Consider the following 21,590-nt stretch of genomic DNA (forward strand, 5'->3'; position numbering starts at 1 on the left):
TCTCAGTGGAAATTGCGTCCGCCCGGCAGGGCTGCACGGGCACGGCGCCGTACCATCTCCTCCTCGCGCAGAACATGTCGATCCCGGCTCGAGCTGACGGGCGGCCCTGACTTGCCTTCATCGGCTCGCGCCACCACGGCATCGCCGATCTCCGCACCATTGCTGATGGCGAGGAGCTGGGGCGTCAGATCCATCATGTCTTCGACGATGACATGGATCACCAGCCCCTCTTTTTGCACCTTGCCTTTGACCGCGAGCATGCGGCTCGATAGCAGGGTCCGGCGCATCTCGTCGTTCTCGAACAGCTTGGGCCAGACCACGAGATTGGCCACCCCCGTTTCGTCCTCCAGCGTGACGAAGATCACGCCGCTCGCCGTGCCCGGCCGCTGCCGGACCAGCACCAATCCGGCGACCTCGATACGGTGCCCATCAGCTACGGTGGAGAGATTGCATGCTCGTGTCGTCCCGCGCGCATTGAGCATGGGACGCATGAACTGCACGGGATGTCCCTTGAGCGACAGGGTAAGGCTGGCATAGTCGTGAATGACCTCCTCGCCCGGGGACATCAGGGGCAGGTTTCCCGCTTCCTCGATCGCTAGCTCGGTCGGTAATCCGGAAGCGGCAAAGAGCGGCAGCGTTTCGGCCCCATGGCTGCCTACCAAGCCTTTGACCGCCCACAGCGCTTCGCGCCGGTTGAGCTTTAACGACTCCGCGAAAGCATCCGCCCGGGCGAGCTTTTCGAGGCTGGCGATAGGCACACCGGTCTTGAGCCAAAGATCGCGGATTGATGCATAACCGGCACCACGCTGCTCAACGATGCGAACAATGTCTTTTTTGGCGAGCCCCTCGACCTGCCGCAGACCCAGTCGGAGCGCTTTGTCCGACCGGATATCGTTCCGCATCCCCGCGTGCTTGGGCCATATATGGTCCCCAATGGCCCAGCCGTCATCTTCCAGCGCGCTATCGTAGTCCGAGTAATTGATGTCGGCGGCGCGAATCTCGACGCCATGCTCGGCGGCATCCCGCGCCAATTGGCTGGGGGCATAAAAACCCATCGGCTGCGAATTGAGCAAGGCGCAGAGGAACACGTCCGGATAATGACATTTGAGCCAGCACGAAGCGTAAACGAGCAGCGCGAACGAGGCTGCATGGCTTTCGGGGAAGCCGTATTCGGCAAAGCCCTCTATCTGCGAAAAACAACGCTCCGCGAACTCCCGCTCATAATGACGGCGAGGATTGTTCATCATGCCATTGATGAACCTGTCCCTGAAAATGCTGATTTTCCCCGTCCGTTTCCACGCCGCCATGGCACGGCGCAATTGATCGGCCTCCCCGGCGGTAAAACCGGCACCCTTGATTGCTATTTGCATGGCCTGTTCCTGGAACAGGGGAATGCCCAAGGTCTTTTCGAGAACCATATCCAGGGGATCGTCGGGATCGGGTTTCCAGCTCTTTTCCTGCCGCCGCTTCAAATAGGGATGCACCATGCCGCCCTGGATCGGACCCGGCCGGACGATTGCCACCTCGATGACCAGATCGTAGAATTTCTCTGGCTTGAGCCGCGGCAGCATGGACATCTGTGCCCGGCTTTCGATCTGGAACACCCCGATCGTATCGGCACGCTGAATCATCGCATAGACCGGTTTGGCGCGAGCTGGATATTCGAACTCCTCGTTCTGCAGTTCAGCCAGCTCGACATCTCGCTGGTAATGCTTCTTCATCAGCTTGAAGGCGCGCTGCAGACAGGTCAGCATGCCCAGGGCCAACACATCGACCTTGAGGATCTTCAAGGCGTCGATATCATCCTTGTTCCACTCGATAATGGTGCGGCTATCCATGGCCGACTTGCTGATCGGTACCATGCTTTCCAGCGAATCGCGGGTGATCACGAAGCCACCCACATGCTGGCTGAGATGGCGCGGAAAACTGCGCAGCACCTTTACCACTTCGAACATCTGCGCCAGGACCGGGTCATCCGGATTGAGCCCTATGCCGGCGACATTGCGCAGATCGACGCCCGATCCCCAGCCCCAATGAAGCTGGTTGAAGGCCGTAATCGTGTCGTCCGAAATGCCGAACACCTTGGCGGTTTCGCGAATGGCGCTCTTGGAGCGGTAGCAGATGACGTTGGCAGTGAGCCCCGTGCGTTTGCCGCCATACTTTTGGTAGACATACTGCATGACCTCTTCGCGCCGCTCATGCTCGAAATCGACGTCGATGTCAGGCGGCTCGTCCCGCTCTGTCGAGATAAATCGCCCGAACACCAAAGTGGCCTTGCGGGGGTCTACCGCGGTGATTTCGAGGCAATAGCAAACTGTAGAATTGGCCGCCGAGCCGCGACCCTGGCAAAGAATGCCCAGATCGTGACGGGCATGACGGACAATGTCCTGCACCGTCAGGAAATAGGCCGCATAGCCCTTTTCGTTGATCAGTTTGAGCTCGTCGAGAATCTGTTCTTCGGTGCCCGGCGGCAGGCCCTCGGGAAACCGCTTGGCGGCGCCCGCCCAAGTCAGCCGCTCGAGCGTCTGTTGCGCCGTTTCCCCATTGCCGACGGTTTCCTCGGGATAATTATATTCGAGCTGGGTGAGTGAAAATCCGATCCGGGCAGCGAAGCGCTGCGTTTCGGCGATGGCCTCAGGATGTTCGGCAAAAAGGCGCGCCATTTCTTCAGGCGGCTTCAAATGTCGTTCGGCATTGGCTTGTAGCCGGCGCCCCGCCGTTTCGAGGGTCAAGTGTTCGCGGATGCAGGTGACGACGTCCTGCAGGATTGCGCGGTCCGGATCGTGATAAAGGACATCATTGCTGGCCAGCATCGGAGCACCACAGCGGCGGCCGAGATCGGCAATCCGGTTGAGCCGGGCCCGATCCCGGCCAAGATAGCGCGCAACTCCTGCGATCCAAACATTACCAGGGAAATGCTGTGCCAAGGCCTCGATAACCGTCTCGGTCCGCTGCCAATCCCGTTCATCGGGAATCAGGATGAACAGCTGACCCAAGCCAAAGTTTTCCGTAGGGCCCTGATAGGCATTCGAGCTGACAGGGCTGCCCGATGCGAGCAAATCCGTCAGCTTCAACAGCGGCTTGCCCTTTTCGCCATTCTGGTTGGCAATGGTGAGCAGCTTGCACAAGCGCCCATAAGCCACCCGGTCGCTGGGATAGGCCACGATGTCGGGAGTGCCATCGGCGAAACACAGCCGCACCCCAACCAGATAGCGAAAATCGGCAAAGCGCTCATCGCGTTCGCGCGCCGTGACAAAGCCCCTGACCACGCCGGCAAAGCTGTTGTGGTCACAGAGGCCCAGCCCGTTCAGGCCAAGATACATGGCGCCCGAAACCAGCTCTTCGGGATGGGAACCGCTCCGCAGGAAGGAAAAATTGCTGGTCGTGACCAGTTCGGTGAAGGCAGGCGCCGGAGGCACTGCGAGTGCTTTTCCGGGCGAGACGGTGAACGGAACAACCTCGCTCACGAGAAAAATCCGTGCAGATACCAGGTCGGGTTTGGCGCCACACCATAGATGCCCAGACGGAACAGCCAGAAGCGGCGACCGCCCGCGTCTTCGGCGACGTAATAATCGCGAACGGCGTTCCATGTATAAAACAGCGGCACGTTCGGTATGTAAGGCGGCGTCTTTCCCAGTTTTTTGAGCTCTTCCAGCTCTTGAGGCGTGGCGGGCGGAACCAGGACGAGACGCTGGCCGCTGCGCCACCATTCGGCATTGAGCCGCTCCGGGCCCTGGGCCTTGACGAACCTGTAGCTCACCCGGCGCCAGGTCATTGCCATGGGCGGGCCGTCAGGCACTTCGGCGGTAATGCCGACGAGTTCCGGCATAGGCAGCAGCCGGAGAGGACGCGGCTGTTCAGGATCTGGCAGCGCCGCGGGATTATCGATGCTGCGGGCAATCACCGGCTCCAGCCGCACCGCACGCTCGGGAATATGGGTATCGACGAAGGCGCTGCGCACGACCGACAGGGTGCCCAGCCGACTGCTCATGCGATCGTAAAGGCGCCCCAGATCCGTATCGTCTCCCCGGGAAAATGCCCCCAACTGACTTGGCTCCAGCGGCGCCACCGAGCTGGCTGCCAGACGGATCATGTCGATGCCGAAGCCGGCGTCGTACTCGCCCTGCAAGCGCTCCGCACGATTGGCGAACAGCCGCGCGATATGATCAGGATCACGCGTCGGGCTGCCGGCATTGACCGAGAGGGTCATGACCTTGTGGTCGACCCGATAGAGAAACAGGTGAAACGCCTGCGCGCCAAGACCCTCGCTTTCAAGCCTTATCCCAAGCTGAATGCCCAGGTCATGAGTGGTCATCAGCACGTCGTCCATGAGCCCGATCGGATCGGGAAATTTCCGTTCGGCATAGCGCTCGGCAACCGGCAGGCGCGGGGTCATCCGTTCTTCGAGATAGCCATAGGCTTGGTCGATGCGCATGATCAGCGAGGCCCCGAACCGCGCCTGCAGGCCCTTGCGGTCGCGGCCACGCAACTGGCCGATCTGCTTGAGCCCCATCTGGGTCAGTCCGGCGATCTGCATCGGCAGGAGACGCAGGGCCGCGACCGATAGACCATCGAGCAGACTCCCCGTCTGATCGGCCGCGACCACGCGGTTAGGAGCGAAATGGCTGGCGGCCCACGCGGCGCCGATGCTCGAGGCCACGGCACCGTCGGCGGCATAGCCCAATTGGCGCAGGCGCAGGACCAGCATGCGCAACATGGCCAGTTCGCTCCCGAACAGGTGGGACACTCCGGTGATGTCGAGCACCAGATCCCCATAGGCATTCATGTCGCTCATCACCGCCACCAGCGGGCTGGCATTGGAGTGCCAATCGGCGAAAATGCCGAATGCCGCTTCCAGCAGCGGCTGGTCGATTTCACGCGCAGTCAAATCCGGCACCATGGCGCGGGCATCGGCAAGGTTCTGGCCGATGTAAAGTTTTTGCGCCCCAGCCAGTCGGTCCACGGCTGCCAGCCGCAACCCACCTTTTATCCGCTCGTAAAGCGCCAATGGGCCGGTTAGCGCCGGTTCAGCCCGCTTCAGATAATCGGTCGGCCAAGTCGGCAAATAGAGCGCCAGGTAGCGCCGGTCGCTCAACAGGCCCGGCTGGGCGTCCTCTCCTGTCATCGACGATCTGAAAGCCATTTTCCGTCCACTCCAGCAGCCATTCCTGGTTTTGCCTGTCGCCGATCACGCCGCGTTCCAGCCGGGCTCGCCATCGCGTTTCACCCGGTGCGCGGGCATCGAATTGCGTGGTGGCGCTGAGTGCGGGCGTCAGGTGCCAGCGCAACTGGGCAGCGCTGGCTTCGCGCCAGGCGCCATAGCGCAGCAGGAACAGTGACGTGCCGCCGGCATCGGCGCGCAGGCTGAGGCGGCGGCTGGCGGTGAAATCGAGCACTTTGGGATGGCCCGCGATATCGGCGATTACCGCCGCCACCGCCCCACAGGCCAAAGCTTCCTCGACCGCCCAGAGCAGTTCGATCATATTGGCCGGCCGGATCAACACCAGCGCATCGGGATCGAACCCGAAACTGGCCAGCCCCGGCCCATAGGGCAGGCCCATTTCCTGGGCCTCGGCGAGCATCTGCAGATAGATCACCGCGCGACGCACGGGCGTCAGCAGGCCGCGCGCCTGCCCCAGGGCAAACCCCAGCAGCGCCGCTGTGTTGCGGCGCTCGTCGGCAAACACCTCCTGCACCAAGCCGGGTGCTGGCACGATGAACTGATCTGTTCCGTGATCGGGTGCGCTGGACGGCTCGCTCAGCACCGGCCGCCGCTCGATATTGGCGATGCTGGCGCGTAACACCGCCAGCCGCTCCTGTTTGGCAAGGCTGCTCATGGAGCCAACCTTTCTGTTGCTCGTTAAGAACAAACAGTGAACACTGGAGTCAGCTCGAGAGTCAAGCTGACTCTTTTCAGCGCGCCCAAGTGTGGCGACCCGGCATCAGCCGTGCACAAGACCGCGTAATGCCGAGGACGTGTTCTTGAGAGAATCCGGGACGCTGTCTATCGTGCTCTGGCCTGCCTCCCGGCGTGCTCCATCTTCTGTCGTTTCGCGCTCCTCAAGGAGGCTTTTGCCGTGTTCGAGGCCATTACCCGTCTGTTCCAAAAGCCGGATGACGCGCTTTCCGTCCACGACCCCAAGCTGGCCGTGGCCGCGCTGCTGGTACATCTGGCGGCCGTCGATGGGCAGATCAAGGACGAGGAACGCAAGGCCATCAAGGGCGCGTTGCAGGATCACTACGATCTCGATGAAGCGGCCGTCGACCGGCTGGTGAAGGACGCTTCGCTACGCGACGCCGAATCGGTGGATTTCTACAAATTCACCTCGACCCTGTCCTCGCTCGAAAGCGAGGACCGCATCGAAATCGTCCGGATGATGTGGCAAGTGGTGTTTGCCGATAAATCCAACCACGAACTTGAGGACAACATGGTCTGGCGCATTGCCGAACTGATCGGCGTTTCGGCGCGCGACCGCACCGTGCTGCGCAACCAGATCGGCAAGGCCGGCAAGGCCTGAGCCACCCCTGCCATCCTCAATCCGCCGCATCCCAGGCGGTGAACTTGCCGATGATGTCCACCTTGTCATTGGCGCAGTCGAACTTGCCGGCCTTGTCGGCGGCCTGCCGCGCCAGCTCATTAGCATTGGGATTGGCCAGCGCGTCGATATAGGCGATGTGGCAGGTCTGCCCCTCGAGCAATTGGGTCACCACCAGCACTTCGTTGGTTTCCTCGTAGGTTTCCTGATTCTGGGTGAAATAGCGCACGATGGTCGCCACCGGCAGCCAGCCGCCCGAGGCGTTGCTGAGCCGCCATTCCAACTTCGGCCCAAGATGGTTGAAGGGCCCCAGCGATTGCCCGAAGCCCGGCTCCTTCTGGATGTTGAAGCCATAATTGAGCACGAAGCGCAGATCGCCCTCGCTCACCCGCAGCGGATATCCCTTGTAGCCGGGGCAGGCCCAACTGGCGCCGAAATCGTCGGCGTCGAGCACGAGGCATTGGTCGAGATTGATATCCGTATAGGCGCTGTTGAAGCCCGCGAAGGCCGGCTGTGCCACGCCGAACGTGCCGGCCAGGGCCAGCATGGGAAGCCACCAAAAAGTCTTCGTCATAGTCTCGTCTCCTCATGCGCATACCAGCATCGACGGCAATATGGCTTGCTTTTGGGGCGTACCCTAGGCAGAACGCCGCCAGACTGCCGCCCTCCGCATGAACGAGACCTGACAGATCATGAACATCGACGCCATTCCGACCGGCAAGAACCCGCCCGACGACCTCAACGTCATCATCGAAGTCCCCATGGGCGGCGAGCCGATCAAGTACGAGATCGACAAAGCCTCTGGCGCGCTGTTCGTCGACCGCTTCCTCTATACGCCGATGCGTTACCCCGGCAATTACGGCTTCGTACCCCACACGCTGTGCGGCGACGGTGATCCGCTCGACGTCATCGTGATGAATTCGCGGCCGCTGGTCCCCGGTGCCGTGGTGCGCTGCCGCCCCTTCGGCGTACTGTTCATGGAAGACGATGGCGGGCAGGATGAAAAAATCCTCGCCGTGCCCGTGAGCAAGCTCACCGCCATGTATGACCACATCAAGGATCTGGGCGACATGCAGGCTATTCAGGTCGAGCGGGTGAAGCACTTTTTCACCCACTACAAGGATCTGGAGCCCGGCAAATGGGCCAAGATTTCCCATGTCGGCGGCTATGAGGACGCCAAGAAGGTGATTCTCGAATCGATCGAGCGGGCCAACGCCGCCAAATAGGCTGCGTCTCATCCTCGCCGCAAACGGATGTATGGTCGAGATTTTGCCCTGAGGGAGCTCACCATGAAACCCGTTTTCGCGGCTTTTGCCGGCCTGTTGCTGACATCCCAGCTTGCAATGGCCCAGGCGCCCGCCGCGCTCCCCGATGCGGCGGCGGTCGCTCAAATCCTGGCCGACCGTATTGATCGCGATGGCCAGGGCGTCGGCATGGCCGTGGGCCTGGTCGATGGCGCCACGCCAAGCTTCGTCACTCATGGCAGTCTCGATACCGGCGGCGCTCCGGTCGATGAGCATACGCTGTTCGAAATCGGCTCGGTCACCAAGATTTTCACCGACCTGCTGCTGGCAGACATGGTCGTCCGCGGCGAGATGAAACTCGACGACCCGGTCGCCGATTATCTGCCGGCGGGCACGGTAGTCCCCGAGCGCAATGGCCAGCAGATCACCCTGTTCGATCTGGCCACCCACAGCTCCGGCCTGCCGCGCATGCCATCCAATATGGCGCCGGCCGATCCGTTCAATCCGTTCGCCGATTACAGCGCCGAGCAGCTTTATGCTTTTCTGGGCATCTACACCTTGCCGCGCGATATCGGCACCCAGTTCGAATATTCCAATCTGGGCCTGGCCCTGCTCGGAGAGGCGATCGTCACCAAATCCGGCATGGACTATGCCAGCCTGGTGCGCACCCGCATTCTCGAGCCGCTGGGCATGGCCGATACTGCGATGACCCTGACGCCGGAGCAGACCGCGCGCTTCGCCACCGGCCATGACGGAGACCTGACGGCAACGCCGCATTGGGACTTCGATGCCTTCGCGCCGGCCGGCGCTTACCGCTCCAGCGCTGCCGACATGGCCAAATTCGTCTCCGCCGCCAGCGGCGCGGTCTCGACACCGCTGGACGCCGCCTTCGCGCTGATGCTTGACCGCACACGGCCGGTCGAACCCAGCACCAATATCGGACTGGGCTGGCTGATCACCGACCATGACGGCAAGCAGACCGTCTGGCATGATGGCATCACGGGCGGTTTTTGGGCCTTTATTGGCGTCAATCGCGCCAGCAAGGTGGGTGCCGTCGTGCTGGCCAATACCTCGACCACCAGCGGCATCAACGATATCGGCCTGCACCTGCTGGACCAGAGCCTGGCTTTGGTCGCGCAGCCCAAGCGCCATGTCGCGGTCGACATTGACCCCGCCTCGCTCGACAATTATGTCGGCGATTATGCGCTGAGCCCGGACTTCGTGCTGACCGTCACCGCCCAGAATGGCAGCCTGTTCGTGCAGGCCACCAACCAGCCCAAAAACCAGGTGTTCTTCGAAGGCGACCACAATTTCTTCTACAAGGTTGTGGATGCGCAACTGAGCTTCACCATGGGGCCGGATGGCAAGGCCACCAGCGTCGTCCTGCATCAAAACGGTCAGGACATTCCGGGGCCGCGACAGCAATGATGAGCCCCGGCCAGATCGTCATTCTAAACGGTGCGCCGCGGGCGGGGAAATCTTCGATTGCCGCCGCCATCCAGGCCAGCCTGAACGGTACCTGGATCAATCTGGGCGTCGACACCTATGCCAAGGCAACGCCGCCGCAATTGATGCCCGGTATCGGCCTGCGACCGGGTGGCGAAAGGCCAGACCTCGAAGCCATTGTGCCGGTGCTTTACGCCGCACTCTATGACAGCATCGCCGCCCATGCCCGGCTGGGCGTGAATGTCGTTGCCGATTTCGGCCATCACGACGATTACTCCCGGCCGCTCGGCATCCTGCCCGATTGTGCCCGGCGCCTGGCGGGCCTGCCGGTGCTGTTCGTCGGTGTGCATTGCCCGCTCGACATCATCATGGCCCGACGAAATGCCGATCCGCAGGGTTACGCCACCGGCGACACAGCACCCCCGCCGGTGCTGCGCTGGCAGGCGGCGGTGCATGTGCCTGGCATTTACGACCTGACGCTCGATACTGCCACGCCGACCCCAGAACAGTCGGCAGCACTGATCGCTCGAACGCTGGACACCGGCATCCCCCGCCCCACCGCCTTCGAGCGCCTGGCCCAAACGTGATTTGCCGCCCCTCCCGTCCGGGCGCATCGTCGCCCCATAGGGGAGATGGTCATGAAAATTCTCGGCAATATCGTCGGCGTAGTCCTGCTGCTCATTGGTGCGCTGTGGACGCTGCAGGGCTCCAATGTGCTCGCAGGGAGCGCCATGTCGGGCCAGAGCCAATGGCTCTATATCGGCATTGTCTTGCTCGTCGTCGGTCTGGTGGCGCTGTACTGGACCAATATGCGCAAGCCCATGCCTCGGCGCTGATCGCCTTTGTTCCAAGCCTACCGGCTTTTCGGAAAGCCCGCATGGGGCACGGCCACGCGTGTGCTGTAGAGCTTGCCCGTCGGGTGGTCGGTATTGATTTCGCCCGTCCATTCGTTGGCGGTGATGAACAGCGTGCGCCCGTCGGCGCCGCCCAGCATGCACGCAAAGGCCATCAGGTCGAGCGGCACCTCGTCGAGCACCCTGCCCCCTTCGGCCACCCGCACGCAACGCTGGCCTGAACTGGCCCAGACGGCGCCTTCCGCATCCATGCAGATGCCATCAGCACCCTGTCCATCGAGCTTGGCCCAGACCCGCTGGTTGGAAAGGCTGCCATCAGCGGCGATATCGAAGGCCGTGAGGTTGCCGTTGAACGATTCCGCGCAGATCAGCGTCCTGCCATCCGGCGTGATCGCCATGCCATTGGGAAAGGCCAGCTCGCCAGGCTGACGCCGGACCCTGCCATCCGGCGTGACCAGGAGAATGAAGCCCGGCCGGAATTGGCCGCCGGGGAATTCGAAATTGACGCAGTTGAGATAGCTATTGCCCCGCCCGTCCACCACGATTTCGTTGCAGCCGTAGTCCAGGGCGGCAAACAGGGACAGCGAACCATCCTCGGCCAAAACCTGCAGCGCCTTGGCGCGTGCATTGACCACGAGGCATCGGCCATCGGGCAGCCAGTCGATCGAGAATGGCAGCGACGCAACCTTGGCGACCGCGGTGCTGCGGCCCTCCTCGGTCACCGCATAGAGCGTTTCGGCCACCCAATCGGCAAACCAGATACGGCCATCGTGCCAGCGCGGCGACTCCCCCAGAAGGATGCCGGTCTGCAAGGTCTTGAGCTGGTAGTCGGACATTGTCATCTCCATTCCCCGGTTATGACAATGTCGCGCGACCCAGCCTCATTTCGACACCCACGCTGGATTTCTGCCGCAAATGCGAAGGGCGGGACCGTTGCCGATCCCGCCCCTGATAGCAGGCGATGAAACCGCCGGGGATTACTTGCGCGGATTGACGGGGCGCATGAGGCTGGTGACGCCCTTGCCGGCATTGAAGGCCTTGATGGCATCGTACTGCACGCAATCGGGCGCCATTTCCATCAGCTCGATGCGGTTGCCATCGGGATCTTCCACCCAGGCGCCAAAATTGTTGTCGAGACCCTTCTTGCCGTTGAACGGATGCATCAGCGCGATGCCGGCAGCCTCCAGTTCACGCAGCGCCGCGTTCATGTTGTCGACGGTGATGCAGAGGTGGTTGAAGCCGGTCGGCTCCGGGCCGGGCGACCGCGCCACGCCGCCCCCGGTCAGCTCGAGATAGAGATTGTCGTCGAACTTGAGGTAGACGATCCACGGCTTGTGGTCTTCGTCGGTCAGCTCGAGAAAGAGCCGGAAGCCCAGCGTCTCGTAGAAAGCGATCGAGGCCCTGAGGTCCCGCGTCTTGAAATTGATATGCCCGAGCGTCTGAAACGCACCCATGGTCTTCTCCCTGTGCCCTAATGGCGGTGGCGGAAGTTTTACGGCATATTATCGCTAATACAAGGGTGTCGAGGCAGATTATTCCCATATTAATGGCCTGCTCGTGCCGGCAATGTTCGCCTTGGCCGCTGGCGCTTTAAGCAAAGGCCACTGGCCTGCGGCCCGGCTGAGTAACCTGCCCCTATTCCAAGCCCCGGAAGGGAACGACGCCATGATAGCGTATCGCCTTGACCTCGTGGATAAGTGCATTGCGCAGTGGCATGGCTGGACAGGCTCGACGCAACCAGCCGCCACAACCCGCGTTGCTTGCCCACACAGGTGAGGATTTTCCCATGACATCGACAATCGCCCTGGCCGGCGCGACCGGCAATCTTGGCCTCCGCATCGCCAAGGCCCTGCGGCAACAGGATGCCGAGGTGTGGGCGCTGGTGCGGCCCGAAACGGGCGACGACGACAAGCTCGCCGCCCTGATCGAGAGCCGCTGCACGGTGGTCAAGGTCGACCTGGCCAATCCCGAACAATTGCAGGCGGCGCTCAAGGGCGCCGATGTGGTGATCTCGGCACTGCAGGGCCTCCGCGACGTCATCGTCGGTACGCAGACCGACCTGCTGAATGCAGCGGTCGCGGTGGGGGTTCGGCGCTTCATTCCCTCGGACTATGCCGCCGATTTCACCAAGACGGAGGACGAGCCCAACCGCAATTTCGACATGCGGCGCGAGTTCGGCACGGTGCTGGATGCCGCCCCGATCGAGGCGGTCTCGGTGCTCAATGGCATGTTTATGGACCTGCTGGCCTATGGCATGCCGCTGTTCGATCTGCGCAAGCACAGCGTCACCTATTGGGGCGAGCCGAACCAGTTGCTCGACCTGACCACGATGGACGATACCGCTTTTGTCACCGCGCTGGCCGCGCTCGATCCTCAAGCGCCGCGTTATGTACGGGTCGCCGGCGACCAGATCAGCGCTGCCGGGTTGGCGGCGCTGGGCGGCGAGCTGACCGGTACGCCGTTCCAACTGGTCCGTGCCGGCAACATTGCCGAGCTCAGCCAGGCCATCGAAAAGACGCGCGCCGCCGATCCGGGTGGCGAGGGCGAGGAATTCCCGCGCTGGCAGCAGATGCAATACACCCGCAACATGATGAGCGGCAAAGCCAAGCTGGACCCGGTGGACAATGCGCGGTTTCCCACCATCGCCTGGACGAGCGTGCGCGATCTCGCGACCGGCATGCTGGCCCATCAGGGCGGTGGCTGACGCGGGCGTGCGCAAGCGCCGCGCGGAAACCCTGCGGTTTTTTGATCGAGCGGCAATGGCGAGACCAAAGTCTCGGAGCGGGTAGACCGCAGTGTGGTGAAACTCAGGTCTCGCCATCGCGCCGGGATTTTGCACATGCGCATCGAGCAGCCACCCTTGCGGGCTGGGTTTATCAACGGCTGGGCGGCACATCGTGCCACCAAAAACCGCCACCCGGCTGGTTGTCAGCGTCCATGCGGGACCCTGGCGACCCAGGCTCCCCGGCTGTTCCCACGCTCATCACTCGTCATGATCGCGCTCTGGCATGGGCAATGGGGGGAGTGTAGCCGCAGGTGGAGGGGCGGGGATAAGGGGGACTGCCGAGCGGCCCGCAGGGACAAATCGCTCCAGTGGAGCGATTTGAGCGAGGCAGGCCATGAGAGCTACGCTCGAATGGCAAGAGGCCCTTCGGCGTGGCAGCATGAGCGGATCGAGTCGGCAACGCCCGGCGCATGCGGAGGACATCATGACGGAACGCCCCGATTTCATCGCTCATTACAGCGTGCACCAGCGCCCGCTCAACGATGGCGGCTTTGCCGATCTCGGCGGGCTCGGCAGCCCGTTGGGCCGGGCGTTGGGCCTAACGCGCATCGGCATCCATTATGAGATCATGCCCCCGGGCCACCGCTCCTCATTCCCGCATGCCGAGAGCCATGAGGAGGAATTCGTGCTGGTGCTGCGGGGAAGGCCAGACGTGTGGATCGATGGCGAACTGTTCGCGCTCGAAGAAGGCGACGCCGTGGGCTTTCCCGCCGGCACCGGCATTGCGCATGCGTTTCTCAACAACTCGTCAGCGGACGTCACGCTGCTAATCGTCGGCGAGGCCAACAAGGCGGAAAACCGCATCAACTACCCACTCAACCCGGAGCGAATGGCGCAGTTTGCGCAGGACGGACGGGCCTGGCTCGACGCGCCGAAGCGGCCGTTGGGCGCGCATGACGGGGTGGCCAGGGCGGGGGCGAGGGTATGAGACCCCAAGGCGAGCCACGCCCACCGGCCAAAATCTCACAGTCGACACCCTCCCCCTTGCGGGGAGGGATCAAGGGTGGGGGTGGGCTTAGCCCGAATATCGGGGCCCTCGTCCCCCTTCCTGCTCGATTACGGACTTAGCGAAGGGCTAAGTCCTATCTCGCTTCCCTCCCCGCAAGGGGGAGGGTGGGTCCGGTGGCTGTGGCTACTCGGTGCCCCTACCCTCACCGCGCATTTATGGCTCAGTATCCAGAGTCAATTGCCATCCGCTCTGCGCAGACAGCAGTTTGATGGAAACTACGAGTGCGTCAAGGGCATCATCTTCCCCGTTTTCCACACCACCGATCCTTGACTCCGAACGCCATTTCCCCTAGAGAGCGCCCGAAATTAGTCGGCATTTCTTAAGTCATTGATTCAGAACGATTTAAACGAGTAAAGTCGAGCGTTAAAGGACTCGCGTTACCTCAATAATGTTGGAAGAGTCTTGTCATAAGTGCTTCGAGAATGTAGAAACTAATAATCACCACAGAAAATGTGGTGAAAAAAGAGCCCCACTCGCGAGAGTGAGGCTCCAGTTCTGTCACAAGGCTTATTTGTAGGCGACCTTCGCGAGAGGCCACTTACGGCAGTGGGAAATAACGAATTCCCACTGTCCAAGCCGGTGGCGCCAGTAATAAATTACCGACACCGGACGATGTAACGGACACGCTTTACGCATGTTCGTCTCCTTCTGTTTCCAGAAGGCAGATAGGGCCTGCCACCCCTTCGGCAGGTCATCCGCCGAAGCTTACATCCCTCCCAAGGGATGGCGGAAGCGTCGAACGAGTGGCACCTATTGGTCGGCCCAAGAGTCACTTAACCTAAAACCCGATCATTTACAACCGCCGCCGAACCAGAAGCTCCGCAAATGCGCCTAAGAGCGTTGTTGGCGGCGATTTAGGGAATGCAAGGGGCAAACTCCAATGCAGGCGCAACGTCGCCCTGCGGCTCTCCTACAGGGCTCTAAGGGCGCGTTTGGAGTGTCAATACCATTTTCCCAACACGTTCTCTTAATGTTCACTCTTGTCGACAAAAAACTAGGCAGTGCAAAAGGCCCGAGCTTCCGCCCGGGCCTTCTTCATTCCAGTCCAGACAACGCCTGGTCAGCCCAGATGCGCCAGCACGGCCAACAGCAGCAGCGCCACGATGTTCGTGATCTTGATCATCGGATTGACCGCAGGACCAGCCGTGTCCTTGTAGGGGTCACCGACGGTGTCGCCGGTCACCGATGCCTTATGCGCGTCGCCGCCCTTATGGTGGACGACGCCGTGGGAGTCGGTGAAACCGTCTTCGAAGCTCTTTTTCGCGTTATCCCAGGCGCCGCCGCCGGCGGTCATGGAGATGGCGACGAAGAGGCCGGTGACGATGACGCCCATCAGCATGGCGCCGAGAGCCGCAAAGCCTTCGGCGCGACCGGCGATCCAGAAGATCAGGAAGAACACCACGATCGGCGACAGCACCGGCAGCAGCGACGGCACGATCATTTCCTTGATCGCCGCCTTGGTCAGCATGTCCACGGCCCGGGCATAATCGGGCTTGGACGTGCCAGCCATGATGCCCGGATCGGCCTTGAACTGGCGGCGCACCTCGACCACGACGGACATGGCCGCGCGGCCCACCGCCGTCATCGCCATGCCGCCGAAGAGGAAGGGCAGGAGGCCACCGAAGAGCAGGCCGACCACAACATAGGGATTGGCGAGCGAGAAATTCACCGCCGCCATGCCGTAGAAGAAGCTGCCCTCGACCGCATTGGCGACGAAGTATTGCAGATCCTGCGTATAGGCGGCGAACAGCACCAGGGCGCCCAGGCCGGCCGAGCCGATGGCATAGCCCTTGGTGACGGCCTTGGTGGTGTTGCCCACGGCGTCGAGCGCGTCGGTATTGTGGCGCACTTCCTTGTCGAGGCCGGCCATTTCGGCGATGCCACCGGCATTGTCAGTGACCGGGCCGAAGGCGTCGAGCGCCACCACGATGCCGGCAAGGGCCAGCATGGTGGCGGCAGCGAAAGCGATGCCGAACAGGCCCGCCAGATTATAGGTGACGATGATGCCGGCGATAATGACCAGGGCCGGCAGGGCGGTGGATTCCAGCGAGACCGCGAGGCCCTGGATCACGTTGGTGCCATGGCCCGTAACCGAAGCCTCGGCGATGGAATTGACCGGACGGCGGCCGGTGCCGGTATAGTATTCGGTGATGACGATGATCAGCCCGGTAATGACCAGACCCGTCGCGCCGCACCAGAACAGGCTCCACGGCGTGAAAGCCTTTTCGGCAGTGCCGAGGGCGGCATTGAGATCGCCGAAGACGAAGTAGAGCACCGGCAGCAGCACGATCAGCGACAGCACGCCGCTGGCGATGATGCCCTTGTAGAGCGCGCCCATGATATTGTTGGAGGCGCCCAACTTGACGAAATAAGTGCCGATGATCGAGGTGACGACGCAGGCGCCGCCGATGGCCAAAGGTAGCACCATGCCGGCCAGTTTATAGGCGTCGGGCAGCACGATTGCGGCCAGCACCATGGTGGCGACGATGGTCACCACATAGGTTTCGAACAGATCGGCGGCCATGCCGGCGCAATCGCCGACATTGTCACCCACATTGTCCGCAATGGTGGCCGGGTTGCGCGGATCGTCTTCGGGAATACCGGCTTCGACCTTGCCCACCATGTCGCCGCCCACGTCGGCGCCCTTGGTAAAGATGCCGCCTCCGAGACGGGCGAAGATCGAGATCAAGGAAGCGCCGAAGCTCAGGGCCACGAGGCTGTCGATCACGGTGCGGCTGGTGGGCTCAAAGCCCATGCCGGTCAGGATGAGGAAATAGAGCGTGACGCCCAGCAGGCCCAGGCCCGCGACCAGCATGCCGGTAACGGCGCCGGACTTGAATGCCAGATCGAGCCCCTTGGCCAGCGACGTGGTCGCTGCCTGCGCCACCCGCACGTTTGCCCGCACGGAAACGTTCATGCCGATGAAGCCGGCGGCGCCACTCAGCACCGAGCCGATCAGGAAGCCGATGGCGGCATAGATGCCCAGAAGGAAAAACGCGGCGATCAGGATGACCACGCCCACAATGGCGATGGTGGTATATTGCCGCTTGAGATAGGCCGAGGCGCCTTCGCGCACGGCGGCTGAAATTTCCTGCATCCGCGCCGAGCCCGCATCGGCCGCCAGCAGGGTTCGCGTCGTGACGACGCCATAAATAATCGACAGACCGCCACACACGACGATCAGCCACAATGCCAAAGTCATAGACTTGTCCTCAAACTAGGGTCCTCCGAAGTCCCCTGCCGGGCGCCGATTCTGCGATCGGTCGTCCCAGCCCTCCGCGGGCCTTCTCGTGAGCCGAGATTGTCGGATTGTTTTCGGTTAAGCAATGGGAAACGCGATGTTTTGTCGCGGGGCGTGGTACGGTGGGTCAGCGCAGACTCTCGACCGCCGCCACCAGCGCGGCCCCGTCGCCGGCCACGCTCAGCGTCTTTACCCGCGCCGCCTCGCCGCTGCTCAGCGTGATGGCCGATTTGGGCACGCCGAGCGCTTTGGCCAAGAGCGCAATCACCGCGGCATTGGCACGGCCCTTGTCAGGCACCGCCTTGACGCGCAGCCGCAGCACGGCGCTGCCATCATCACGCAGTTCAGTGCCCTCGATGGCGTCGCGGCCCGCATTGGGGGTGACACGAACGAAAAGGCTCAGCCCGGTGGGGCTGAGCCGATAAGGCAGAACTGCCGTCACACCTAGTAGAGGCGCAAGAGGCGCGGCAGGTCGTTGGCGATGAACGACTGCAGGAAGAAGATGATGACGAAGACGATGATGGGGCTGAGGTCGAACCCGTTCACCGGCGGGATCAGGCGGCGGATCGGGCGCAGGATCGGCTCGGTGATCGCATTGACCACCTGCCACAGCCCAGCCACGAAGGCGTTGCGGGTATTGATCACGTTGAAGCTGATGAGCCAGCTCATGATGATCATGATGAGGAATACCCACCAGACCAGGGTCAGCACCATGGAAAGGGTCTGCAGCAATGCGATCATTAAGGTCCCCTGTGTCGTGAACAGTCACGGCAGCATTTCAGGCCCGTATGTAAGGCGGCTTGGCCCGGCCCACAAGTGCAACACTCTCAAGCACAAGAGCCCCGCACCGGGCAACACGGGGCAGGGCTCGAATGACTGACATCCGGTACAAGATACAAAATCCGGACAGAACCCCAATTGCACGAACCGTGCCAAGCCGCAGAGCCCTGCCGGCATTGGGTTTGTGAGGTTAAGGTATTGTAAAGTTTCGCGAATTGCGCGGAGTGAGGGTTGCAGAATGCAAATGGGGTTGCATTCTGCGAGCGGCCCTCAAAGGCAGGGGTTCATCAGCGGCTCGCGCGGCACTGAGAGAAGTTCCGCAATATCCGACGTGACGGTAGCAGGGTCGCCCTGTCGCATTCCCCAGATCATAGAAGTAAAAGATCCGTCGCCCGGTTTGAACGCACAGGCATTGTCTGGCACCTGCGAGGCAAACGTGAGCTTTTTCTCGTCAAGCGTCTGCTGGCTAACAGGCGTGGATGAGTTCTCAATAATGAAGGCGTCCATCTTGGCAATACCCGCCTCAACGGCGCTATCCACCGCATTGTGCACCCACCCGCACTTTCTGGTGTGTTGATCAATCAGCTGGTAGATGCCCCACACGCACAGCACAGGTCCCTTGCCACTGGCATCGGCCGGTGGAGAACGGTCTTGAGCGTAGGCGGAACTTGACGACACCACGAGGGTCAGCAGCACTCCGATAGTGATCCACCGCATTGCAACGCCCGCCCTTGGCTGTTCGGCGAAGCTACAGCGGGGATACCAAGTCAGCAAGACTTCAAGCGGTTAGCCGATATCCTTGATCGGCTTCCAGGTGACGAAGCGCCAGATGTAGATCACGACGGCGACCGCGACGACGGCGGTGGAGACGGGGTCGACCCAGCCTTCGACCAGATCGTATTGCTCATGCAGCAGGTAGCCGGCGGCGGTGAGGATGGCGGTCCAGATCGTGGTGCCGACGGCCGAGACGATGAGGAACTTCCAGACTGGCATGGCCGCGAGCCCGGCGGGCACCGAGATCAGCGTGCGGATGGCGGGGACCAGGCGGCCGAACAGGACCGCCCACTGGCCGTAGCGGCCGAACCAGTGCACCGCCTTGTCGATATCGTCTTCGGAAATGGTGGCGAAGCGGCCGAAGCGGTTACACAGCAGCCGGAAGCGCTTGATGCCGAGCAGGCGCGCCGCGACATACCAAGCCAGCGTGCCCACGAGGGAACCGAGGACACCCGCAATCAGCACGCCGAACACATTGAGGCTGCCATTGGCGGCCGCAAAGCCCGCAAAGGGCATGATCAATTCGGACGGGATGGGCGGGAAGATATTTTCGGCCACCATCATGAGGAAAATCCCCAAATAGCCCCACTGGGTCACGAAACCGATGATCCATTCACTCATGATACAATCCTACTCACTGCGGCCGACGGCGGTCCGAAACATATGCCCGTGGGTTTATGACAGCCAGGCGGCAACAAAACGCTCAACGAGCCGGTTTGCCGTAAAAATCGGTGATGTCAAAACAGATGGTAGCGCGTTGGCGACCGTGCTTGATGTAGAGCAGGTCATAGTCGCGCCGGCCGACGTGAATAAGGGCTTGGTCTGTCCGCTCCCACTCCGGCAGGTTGGCATAGAGCCAGTGATATTCCGCGGCCACGCCCTCATATTCGGTCCGCGCGCCCAGAACCTTGAAACTTGCCGCCACCCCCTCGACTGGACAGGTGGTGGTGCGCAGCCGCGCATCCGCATAAGCGGCCGGTGGCGACAGCGAAAATATTACCGCCGCCAAGGCCAAAAGTGTCTTGCCCATAAAAAGATCCCCGAATGAATTCGGGGACCTTATCAGTGGACTTATATGGGCGACAGGCGCGATCAGCTGGCCTTGGTGCCGCGCATGGCGCGCTTGCGATCATTGGGGTCGAGCCAGATCTTGCGCAGGCGGATCGACTTAGGAGTGACCTCGACATATTCGTCTTCGGCGATGTAGCCGAGCGACTGCTCGAGGGTCAGCTTCTTGGGCGTGGTCAGGCGCACCGCTTCGTCCTTGGACGTGGTGCGGATGTTGGTCAGTTGCTTGCCCTTGAGCGCGTTGACTTCGAGATCGTTCTCACGGGAATGCTCGCCGATGATCATGCCTTCATAGATATCGACGCCGGAGTCGATCATGATCGGGCCACGATCTTCCAGGTTCCACAGCGCGAAGGCCACGGACTGGCCGGTGCCATTGGAGATCAGCACGCCGGTGCGACGGCCTGGCAGTTCGCCCTTGAACGGAGCGAATTCATGGAACAGGCGGTTGAAGATGGCGGTGCCGCGGGTATCGGACAGCAGCTCGGGCTGGTAGCCGATCAGCGAACGGGTCGGCACATGGAGGCGAATGCGAGTGCGGCCGATGCCGGAGGCGCGCATTTCGACCAGATCGCCTTTGCGCTCGGTCATCTTCTGCACGACGGTGCCGGTATATTCGTCATCGACGTCGATGATGACTTCCTCGATCGGCTCCATCTTGACGCCGTCGACTTCGCGCATCAGCACTTTGGGGCGGCCGATGGTCAGTTCGAACCCTTCGCGGCGCATGTTTTCGATCAGCACGGCCAGTTGCAATTCGCCACGGCCAGCCACGTCGAACGAGTCGTTGTCGTCGCCCGGGGTCACCTTGATGGCGACATTGCCTTCGGCTTCGCGCATCAGGCGCTCGCGGATGACGCGGGACTGCACCTTGTCGCCTTCACGGCCGGCCAGTGGGCCGTCATTGATGCGGAAGGTCACCGACAGGGTCGGGGGATCGATCGGCTTGGAGGGGATCGGCGTCATGTTCTGCGGCACCGAGATGGTGTCGGCCACGGTGGTGGTCTCGAGACCCGCGATGGCGACAATGTCGCCGGCTTCGCCGATATCGACCGGGGTGCGCTCGAGGCCACGGAAGGCCAGAACCTTGGAGACGCGGCCCTTTTCGATGATCTTGCCTTCACGCGACAGCGTGTGGATCGGATCGCCCGGCTTGACCGAACCCGAGAAGATACGGCCGGTCAGGATACGGCCGAGGAACGGGTTGCGCTCGATGGTGGTGACCAGCATGCGGAATGGGCCGGGCTCGACCTTGGGTTCCTTGACGTATTCGATGACCTTGTCGAGCAGCGGGCCAAGGTTGTCCTTGGGGCCTTCAGGCTGTTCGCTCATCCAGCCCTGCTTGGCCGAACCGTACAGCACCGGGAAATCGAGCTGCTCGGGGGTCGCGTCGAGCGCGATGAACAGATCGAAGATTTCTTCGAGAACTTCGAGGTGGCGCTCGTCGGACTTGTCGATCTTGTTGATCGCCACGATCGGGCGCAGGCCCTGGGCCAGCGCCTTGCCGAGCACGAACTTGGTCTGGGGCATCGGGCCTTCGGCCGCGTCGACCAGGATCACCACGCCATCGACCATGGACAGGATGCGCTCAACCTCGCCGCCGAAGTCGGCGTGGCCGGGGGTGTCCACGATATTGATGCGGGTATCTTTCCAGAGCAAGGAGGTCACCTTGGCGAGGATGGTGATGCCGCGCTCGCGCTCGATATCGTTGGAATCCATGGCGCGTTCTTCAACGCGCTCGTTTTCGCGGAACGAGCCGGACTGCTTGAGCAAGACGTCGATCAGCGTGGTCTTGCCGTGGTCAACGTGGGCGATAATGGCGATATTGCGCAAAGACATAGTGATCAGGCCTC

General features: G+C 61.9%; 20 protein-coding genes. 7 read left to right on the plus strand and 13 right to left on the minus strand.

Annotated features, from left to right (window positions below; translation table 11 throughout):
• Positions 1-2: 2 nt before the first annotated feature.
• Genes JWP26_RS19845 through JWP26_RS19855 form a run of 3 tightly spaced genes read right to left on the minus strand, consistent with a single transcriptional unit; the run spans position 3 to position 5,837 of the window.
• On the minus strand, positions 3-3,467 hold the full coding sequence (locus JWP26_RS19845) for an error-prone DNA polymerase (protein WP_299731926.1): 3,465 nt from the start codon (positions 3,465-3,467) through the stop codon (positions 3-5).
• A complete protein-coding gene (locus JWP26_RS19850; RefSeq protein WP_299731929.1) occupies positions 3,464-5,143 on the minus strand; it encodes a DNA polymerase Y family protein in 1,680 nt (559 codons plus the stop codon). The genes JWP26_RS19845 and JWP26_RS19850 overlap by 4 nt, the downstream gene beginning before the upstream one ends.
• A complete protein-coding gene (locus tag JWP26_RS19855) occupies positions 5,028-5,837 on the minus strand; it encodes a hypothetical protein (protein ID WP_299731932.1) in 810 nt (269 codons plus the stop codon). Before JWP26_RS19855 ends, JWP26_RS19850 begins: the two co-directional genes overlap by 116 nt.
• Before the next feature lie 240 nt (positions 5,838-6,077).
• Here JWP26_RS19855 and JWP26_RS19860 point away from each other — a divergent pair, with 240 nt between their 5' ends.
• Positions 6,078-6,518 carry a TerB family tellurite resistance protein gene (locus JWP26_RS19860; protein ID WP_299731935.1) on the plus strand — a complete coding sequence of 147 codons (441 nt, stop codon included), beginning with the start codon at positions 6,078-6,080 and terminating at the stop codon, positions 6,516-6,518.
• Between the two features lie 16 nt (positions 6,519-6,534).
• On the opposite strand, the gene JWP26_RS19865 is transcribed toward JWP26_RS19860, so the two are convergent.
• Positions 6,535-7,110 carry a hypothetical protein gene (locus JWP26_RS19865; protein ID WP_299731938.1) on the minus strand — a complete coding sequence of 192 codons (576 nt, stop codon included), beginning with the start codon at positions 7,108-7,110 and terminating at the stop codon, positions 6,535-6,537.
• 118 nt (positions 7,111-7,228) lie between these two features.
• Here JWP26_RS19865 and ppa point away from each other — a divergent pair, with 118 nt between their 5' ends.
• The 4 genes from ppa (at position 7,229) to JWP26_RS19885 (ending at position 10,062) form a co-directional block, all read left to right on the plus strand.
• Positions 7,229-7,762, plus strand: coding sequence for an inorganic diphosphatase (gene ppa, locus JWP26_RS19870; RefSeq protein ID WP_299731940.1), 534 nt, complete (start codon positions 7,229-7,231; stop codon positions 7,760-7,762).
• 63 nt (positions 7,763-7,825) lie between these two features.
• The gene (locus tag JWP26_RS19875) at positions 7,826-9,208 is read left to right on the plus strand and encodes a serine hydrolase (protein ID WP_299731942.1); all 1,383 of its coding nucleotides are present in this window, start codon (positions 7,826-7,828) and stop codon (positions 9,206-9,208) included.
• Entirely contained in the window at positions 9,208-9,813 is a 606-nt protein-coding gene (locus JWP26_RS19880; RefSeq protein WP_299731944.1) for a chloramphenicol phosphotransferase, read from the plus strand. Before JWP26_RS19875 ends, JWP26_RS19880 begins: the two co-directional genes overlap by 1 nt.
• 51 nt (positions 9,814-9,864) lie before the next feature.
• Positions 9,865-10,062 carry a hypothetical protein gene (locus JWP26_RS19885; protein WP_299731946.1) on the plus strand — a complete coding sequence of 66 codons (198 nt, stop codon included), beginning with the start codon at positions 9,865-9,867 and terminating at the stop codon, positions 10,060-10,062.
• Between the two features lie 17 nt (positions 10,063-10,079).
• Here the strand turns inward: JWP26_RS19885 and JWP26_RS19890 are convergent, their stop codons facing one another.
• Both JWP26_RS19890 and JWP26_RS19895 read right to left on the minus strand, forming a co-directional pair.
• Complete coding sequence (locus JWP26_RS19890) at positions 10,080-10,916, minus strand: SMP-30/gluconolactonase/LRE family protein (protein WP_299731949.1); 837 nt, start codon at positions 10,914-10,916, stop codon at positions 10,080-10,082.
• 141 nt (positions 10,917-11,057) lie between these two features.
• Positions 11,058-11,534, minus strand: coding sequence for a VOC family protein (locus JWP26_RS19895; RefSeq protein ID WP_299731953.1), 477 nt, complete (start codon positions 11,532-11,534; stop codon positions 11,058-11,060).
• Between the two features lie 332 nt (positions 11,535-11,866).
• On the opposite strand from JWP26_RS19895, the gene JWP26_RS19900 reads away from it, so the two are divergent.
• The gene (locus JWP26_RS19900; RefSeq protein ID WP_299731956.1) at positions 11,867-12,784 is read left to right on the plus strand and encodes an NmrA family NAD(P)-binding protein; all 918 of its coding nucleotides are present in this window, start codon (positions 11,867-11,869) and stop codon (positions 12,782-12,784) included.
• A 505-nt stretch (positions 12,785-13,289) separates the two neighbouring features.
• A complete protein-coding gene (locus JWP26_RS19905) occupies positions 13,290-13,793 on the plus strand; it encodes a cupin domain-containing protein (protein ID WP_299731959.1) in 504 nt (167 codons plus the stop codon).
• Positions 13,794-14,934: 1,141 nt separating this feature from the next.
• Here JWP26_RS19905 and JWP26_RS19910 read toward each other — a convergent pair.
• The 7 genes from JWP26_RS19910 to typA all read right to left on the minus strand — a co-directional run bounded on the left by JWP26_RS19910 (position 14,935) and on the right by typA (position 21,576).
• A complete protein-coding gene (locus tag JWP26_RS19910) occupies positions 14,935-17,076 on the minus strand; it encodes a sodium-translocating pyrophosphatase (RefSeq protein ID WP_299731962.1) in 2,142 nt (713 codons plus the stop codon).
• A gap of 166 nt (positions 17,077-17,242) precedes the next feature.
• Positions 17,243-17,557, minus strand: coding sequence for a DUF167 family protein (locus JWP26_RS19915; protein ID WP_299731965.1), 315 nt, complete (start codon positions 17,555-17,557; stop codon positions 17,243-17,245).
• Between the two features lie 2 nt (positions 17,558-17,559).
• A complete protein-coding gene (locus JWP26_RS19920) occupies positions 17,560-17,856 on the minus strand; it encodes a YggT family protein (protein WP_299731968.1) in 297 nt (98 codons plus the stop codon).
• A 309-nt stretch (positions 17,857-18,165) separates the two neighbouring features.
• Positions 18,166-18,591: a hypothetical protein gene (locus JWP26_RS19925; RefSeq protein WP_299731970.1), complete on the minus strand. Its 426-nt coding sequence runs from the start codon at positions 18,589-18,591 to the stop codon at positions 18,166-18,168.
• Positions 18,592-18,681: 90 nt separating this feature from the next.
• On the minus strand, positions 18,682-19,290 hold the full coding sequence (locus JWP26_RS19930) for a DedA family protein (RefSeq protein ID WP_299731973.1): 609 nt from the start codon (positions 19,288-19,290) through the stop codon (positions 18,682-18,684).
• Positions 19,291-19,372: 82 nt separating this feature from the next.
• Complete coding sequence (locus JWP26_RS19935; protein WP_299731976.1) at positions 19,373-19,699, minus strand: hypothetical protein; 327 nt, start codon at positions 19,697-19,699, stop codon at positions 19,373-19,375.
• Positions 19,700-19,761: 62 nt separating this feature from the next.
• The gene (gene typA, locus JWP26_RS19940; RefSeq protein ID WP_299731979.1) at positions 19,762-21,576 is read right to left on the minus strand and encodes a translational GTPase TypA; all 1,815 of its coding nucleotides are present in this window, start codon (positions 21,574-21,576) and stop codon (positions 19,762-19,764) included.
• Positions 21,577-21,590 lie beyond the last annotated feature (14 nt).

The organism is Devosia sp. (assembly GCF_028290435.1).
Taxonomy (GTDB): domain Bacteria; phylum Pseudomonadota; class Alphaproteobacteria; order Rhizobiales; family Devosiaceae; genus Devosia.

Coding starts and splice junctions, on each gene's coding strand:
- JWP26_RS19850 (WP_299731929.1), bottom strand. CDS start 5,143: ATGGCTTTCAGATCGTCGATGACAGGAGAGGACGCCCAGCCGGGCCTG.
- JWP26_RS19855 (WP_299731932.1), bottom strand. CDS start 5,837: ATGAGCAGCCTTGCCAAACAGGAGCGGCTGGCGGTGTTACGCGCCAGC.
- JWP26_RS19865 (WP_299731938.1), bottom strand. CDS start 7,110: ATGACGAAGACTTTTTGGTGGCTTCCCATGCTGGCCCTGGCCGGCACG.
- ppa (WP_299731940.1), top strand. CDS start 7,229: ATGAACATCGACGCCATTCCGACCGGCAAGAACCCGCCCGACGACCTC.
- JWP26_RS19875 (WP_299731942.1), top strand. CDS start 7,826: ATGAAACCCGTTTTCGCGGCTTTTGCCGGCCTGTTGCTGACATCCCAG.
- JWP26_RS19880 (WP_299731944.1), top strand. CDS start 9,208: ATGAGCCCCGGCCAGATCGTCATTCTAAACGGTGCGCCGCGGGCGGGG.
- JWP26_RS19885 (WP_299731946.1), top strand. CDS start 9,865: ATGAAAATTCTCGGCAATATCGTCGGCGTAGTCCTGCTGCTCATTGGT.
- JWP26_RS19890 (WP_299731949.1), bottom strand. CDS start 10,916: ATGTCCGACTACCAGCTCAAGACCTTGCAGACCGGCATCCTTCTGGGG.
- JWP26_RS19895 (WP_299731953.1), bottom strand. CDS start 11,534: ATGGGTGCGTTTCAGACGCTCGGGCATATCAATTTCAAGACGCGGGAC.
- JWP26_RS19900 (WP_299731956.1), top strand. CDS start 11,867: ATGACATCGACAATCGCCCTGGCCGGCGCGACCGGCAATCTTGGCCTC.
- JWP26_RS19905 (WP_299731959.1), top strand. CDS start 13,290: ATGACGGAACGCCCCGATTTCATCGCTCATTACAGCGTGCACCAGCGC.
- JWP26_RS19910 (WP_299731962.1), bottom strand. CDS start 17,076: ATGACTTTGGCATTGTGGCTGATCGTCGTGTGTGGCGGTCTGTCGATT.
- JWP26_RS19920 (WP_299731968.1), bottom strand. CDS start 17,856: ATGATCGCATTGCTGCAGACCCTTTCCATGGTGCTGACCCTGGTCTGG.
- JWP26_RS19930 (WP_299731973.1), bottom strand. CDS start 19,290: ATGAGTGAATGGATCATCGGTTTCGTGACCCAGTGGGGCTATTTGGGG.
- JWP26_RS19935 (WP_299731976.1), bottom strand. CDS start 19,699: ATGGGCAAGACACTTTTGGCCTTGGCGGCGGTAATATTTTCGCTGTCG.
- typA (WP_299731979.1), bottom strand. CDS start 21,576: ATGTCTTTGCGCAATATCGCCATTATCGCCCACGTTGACCACGGCAAG.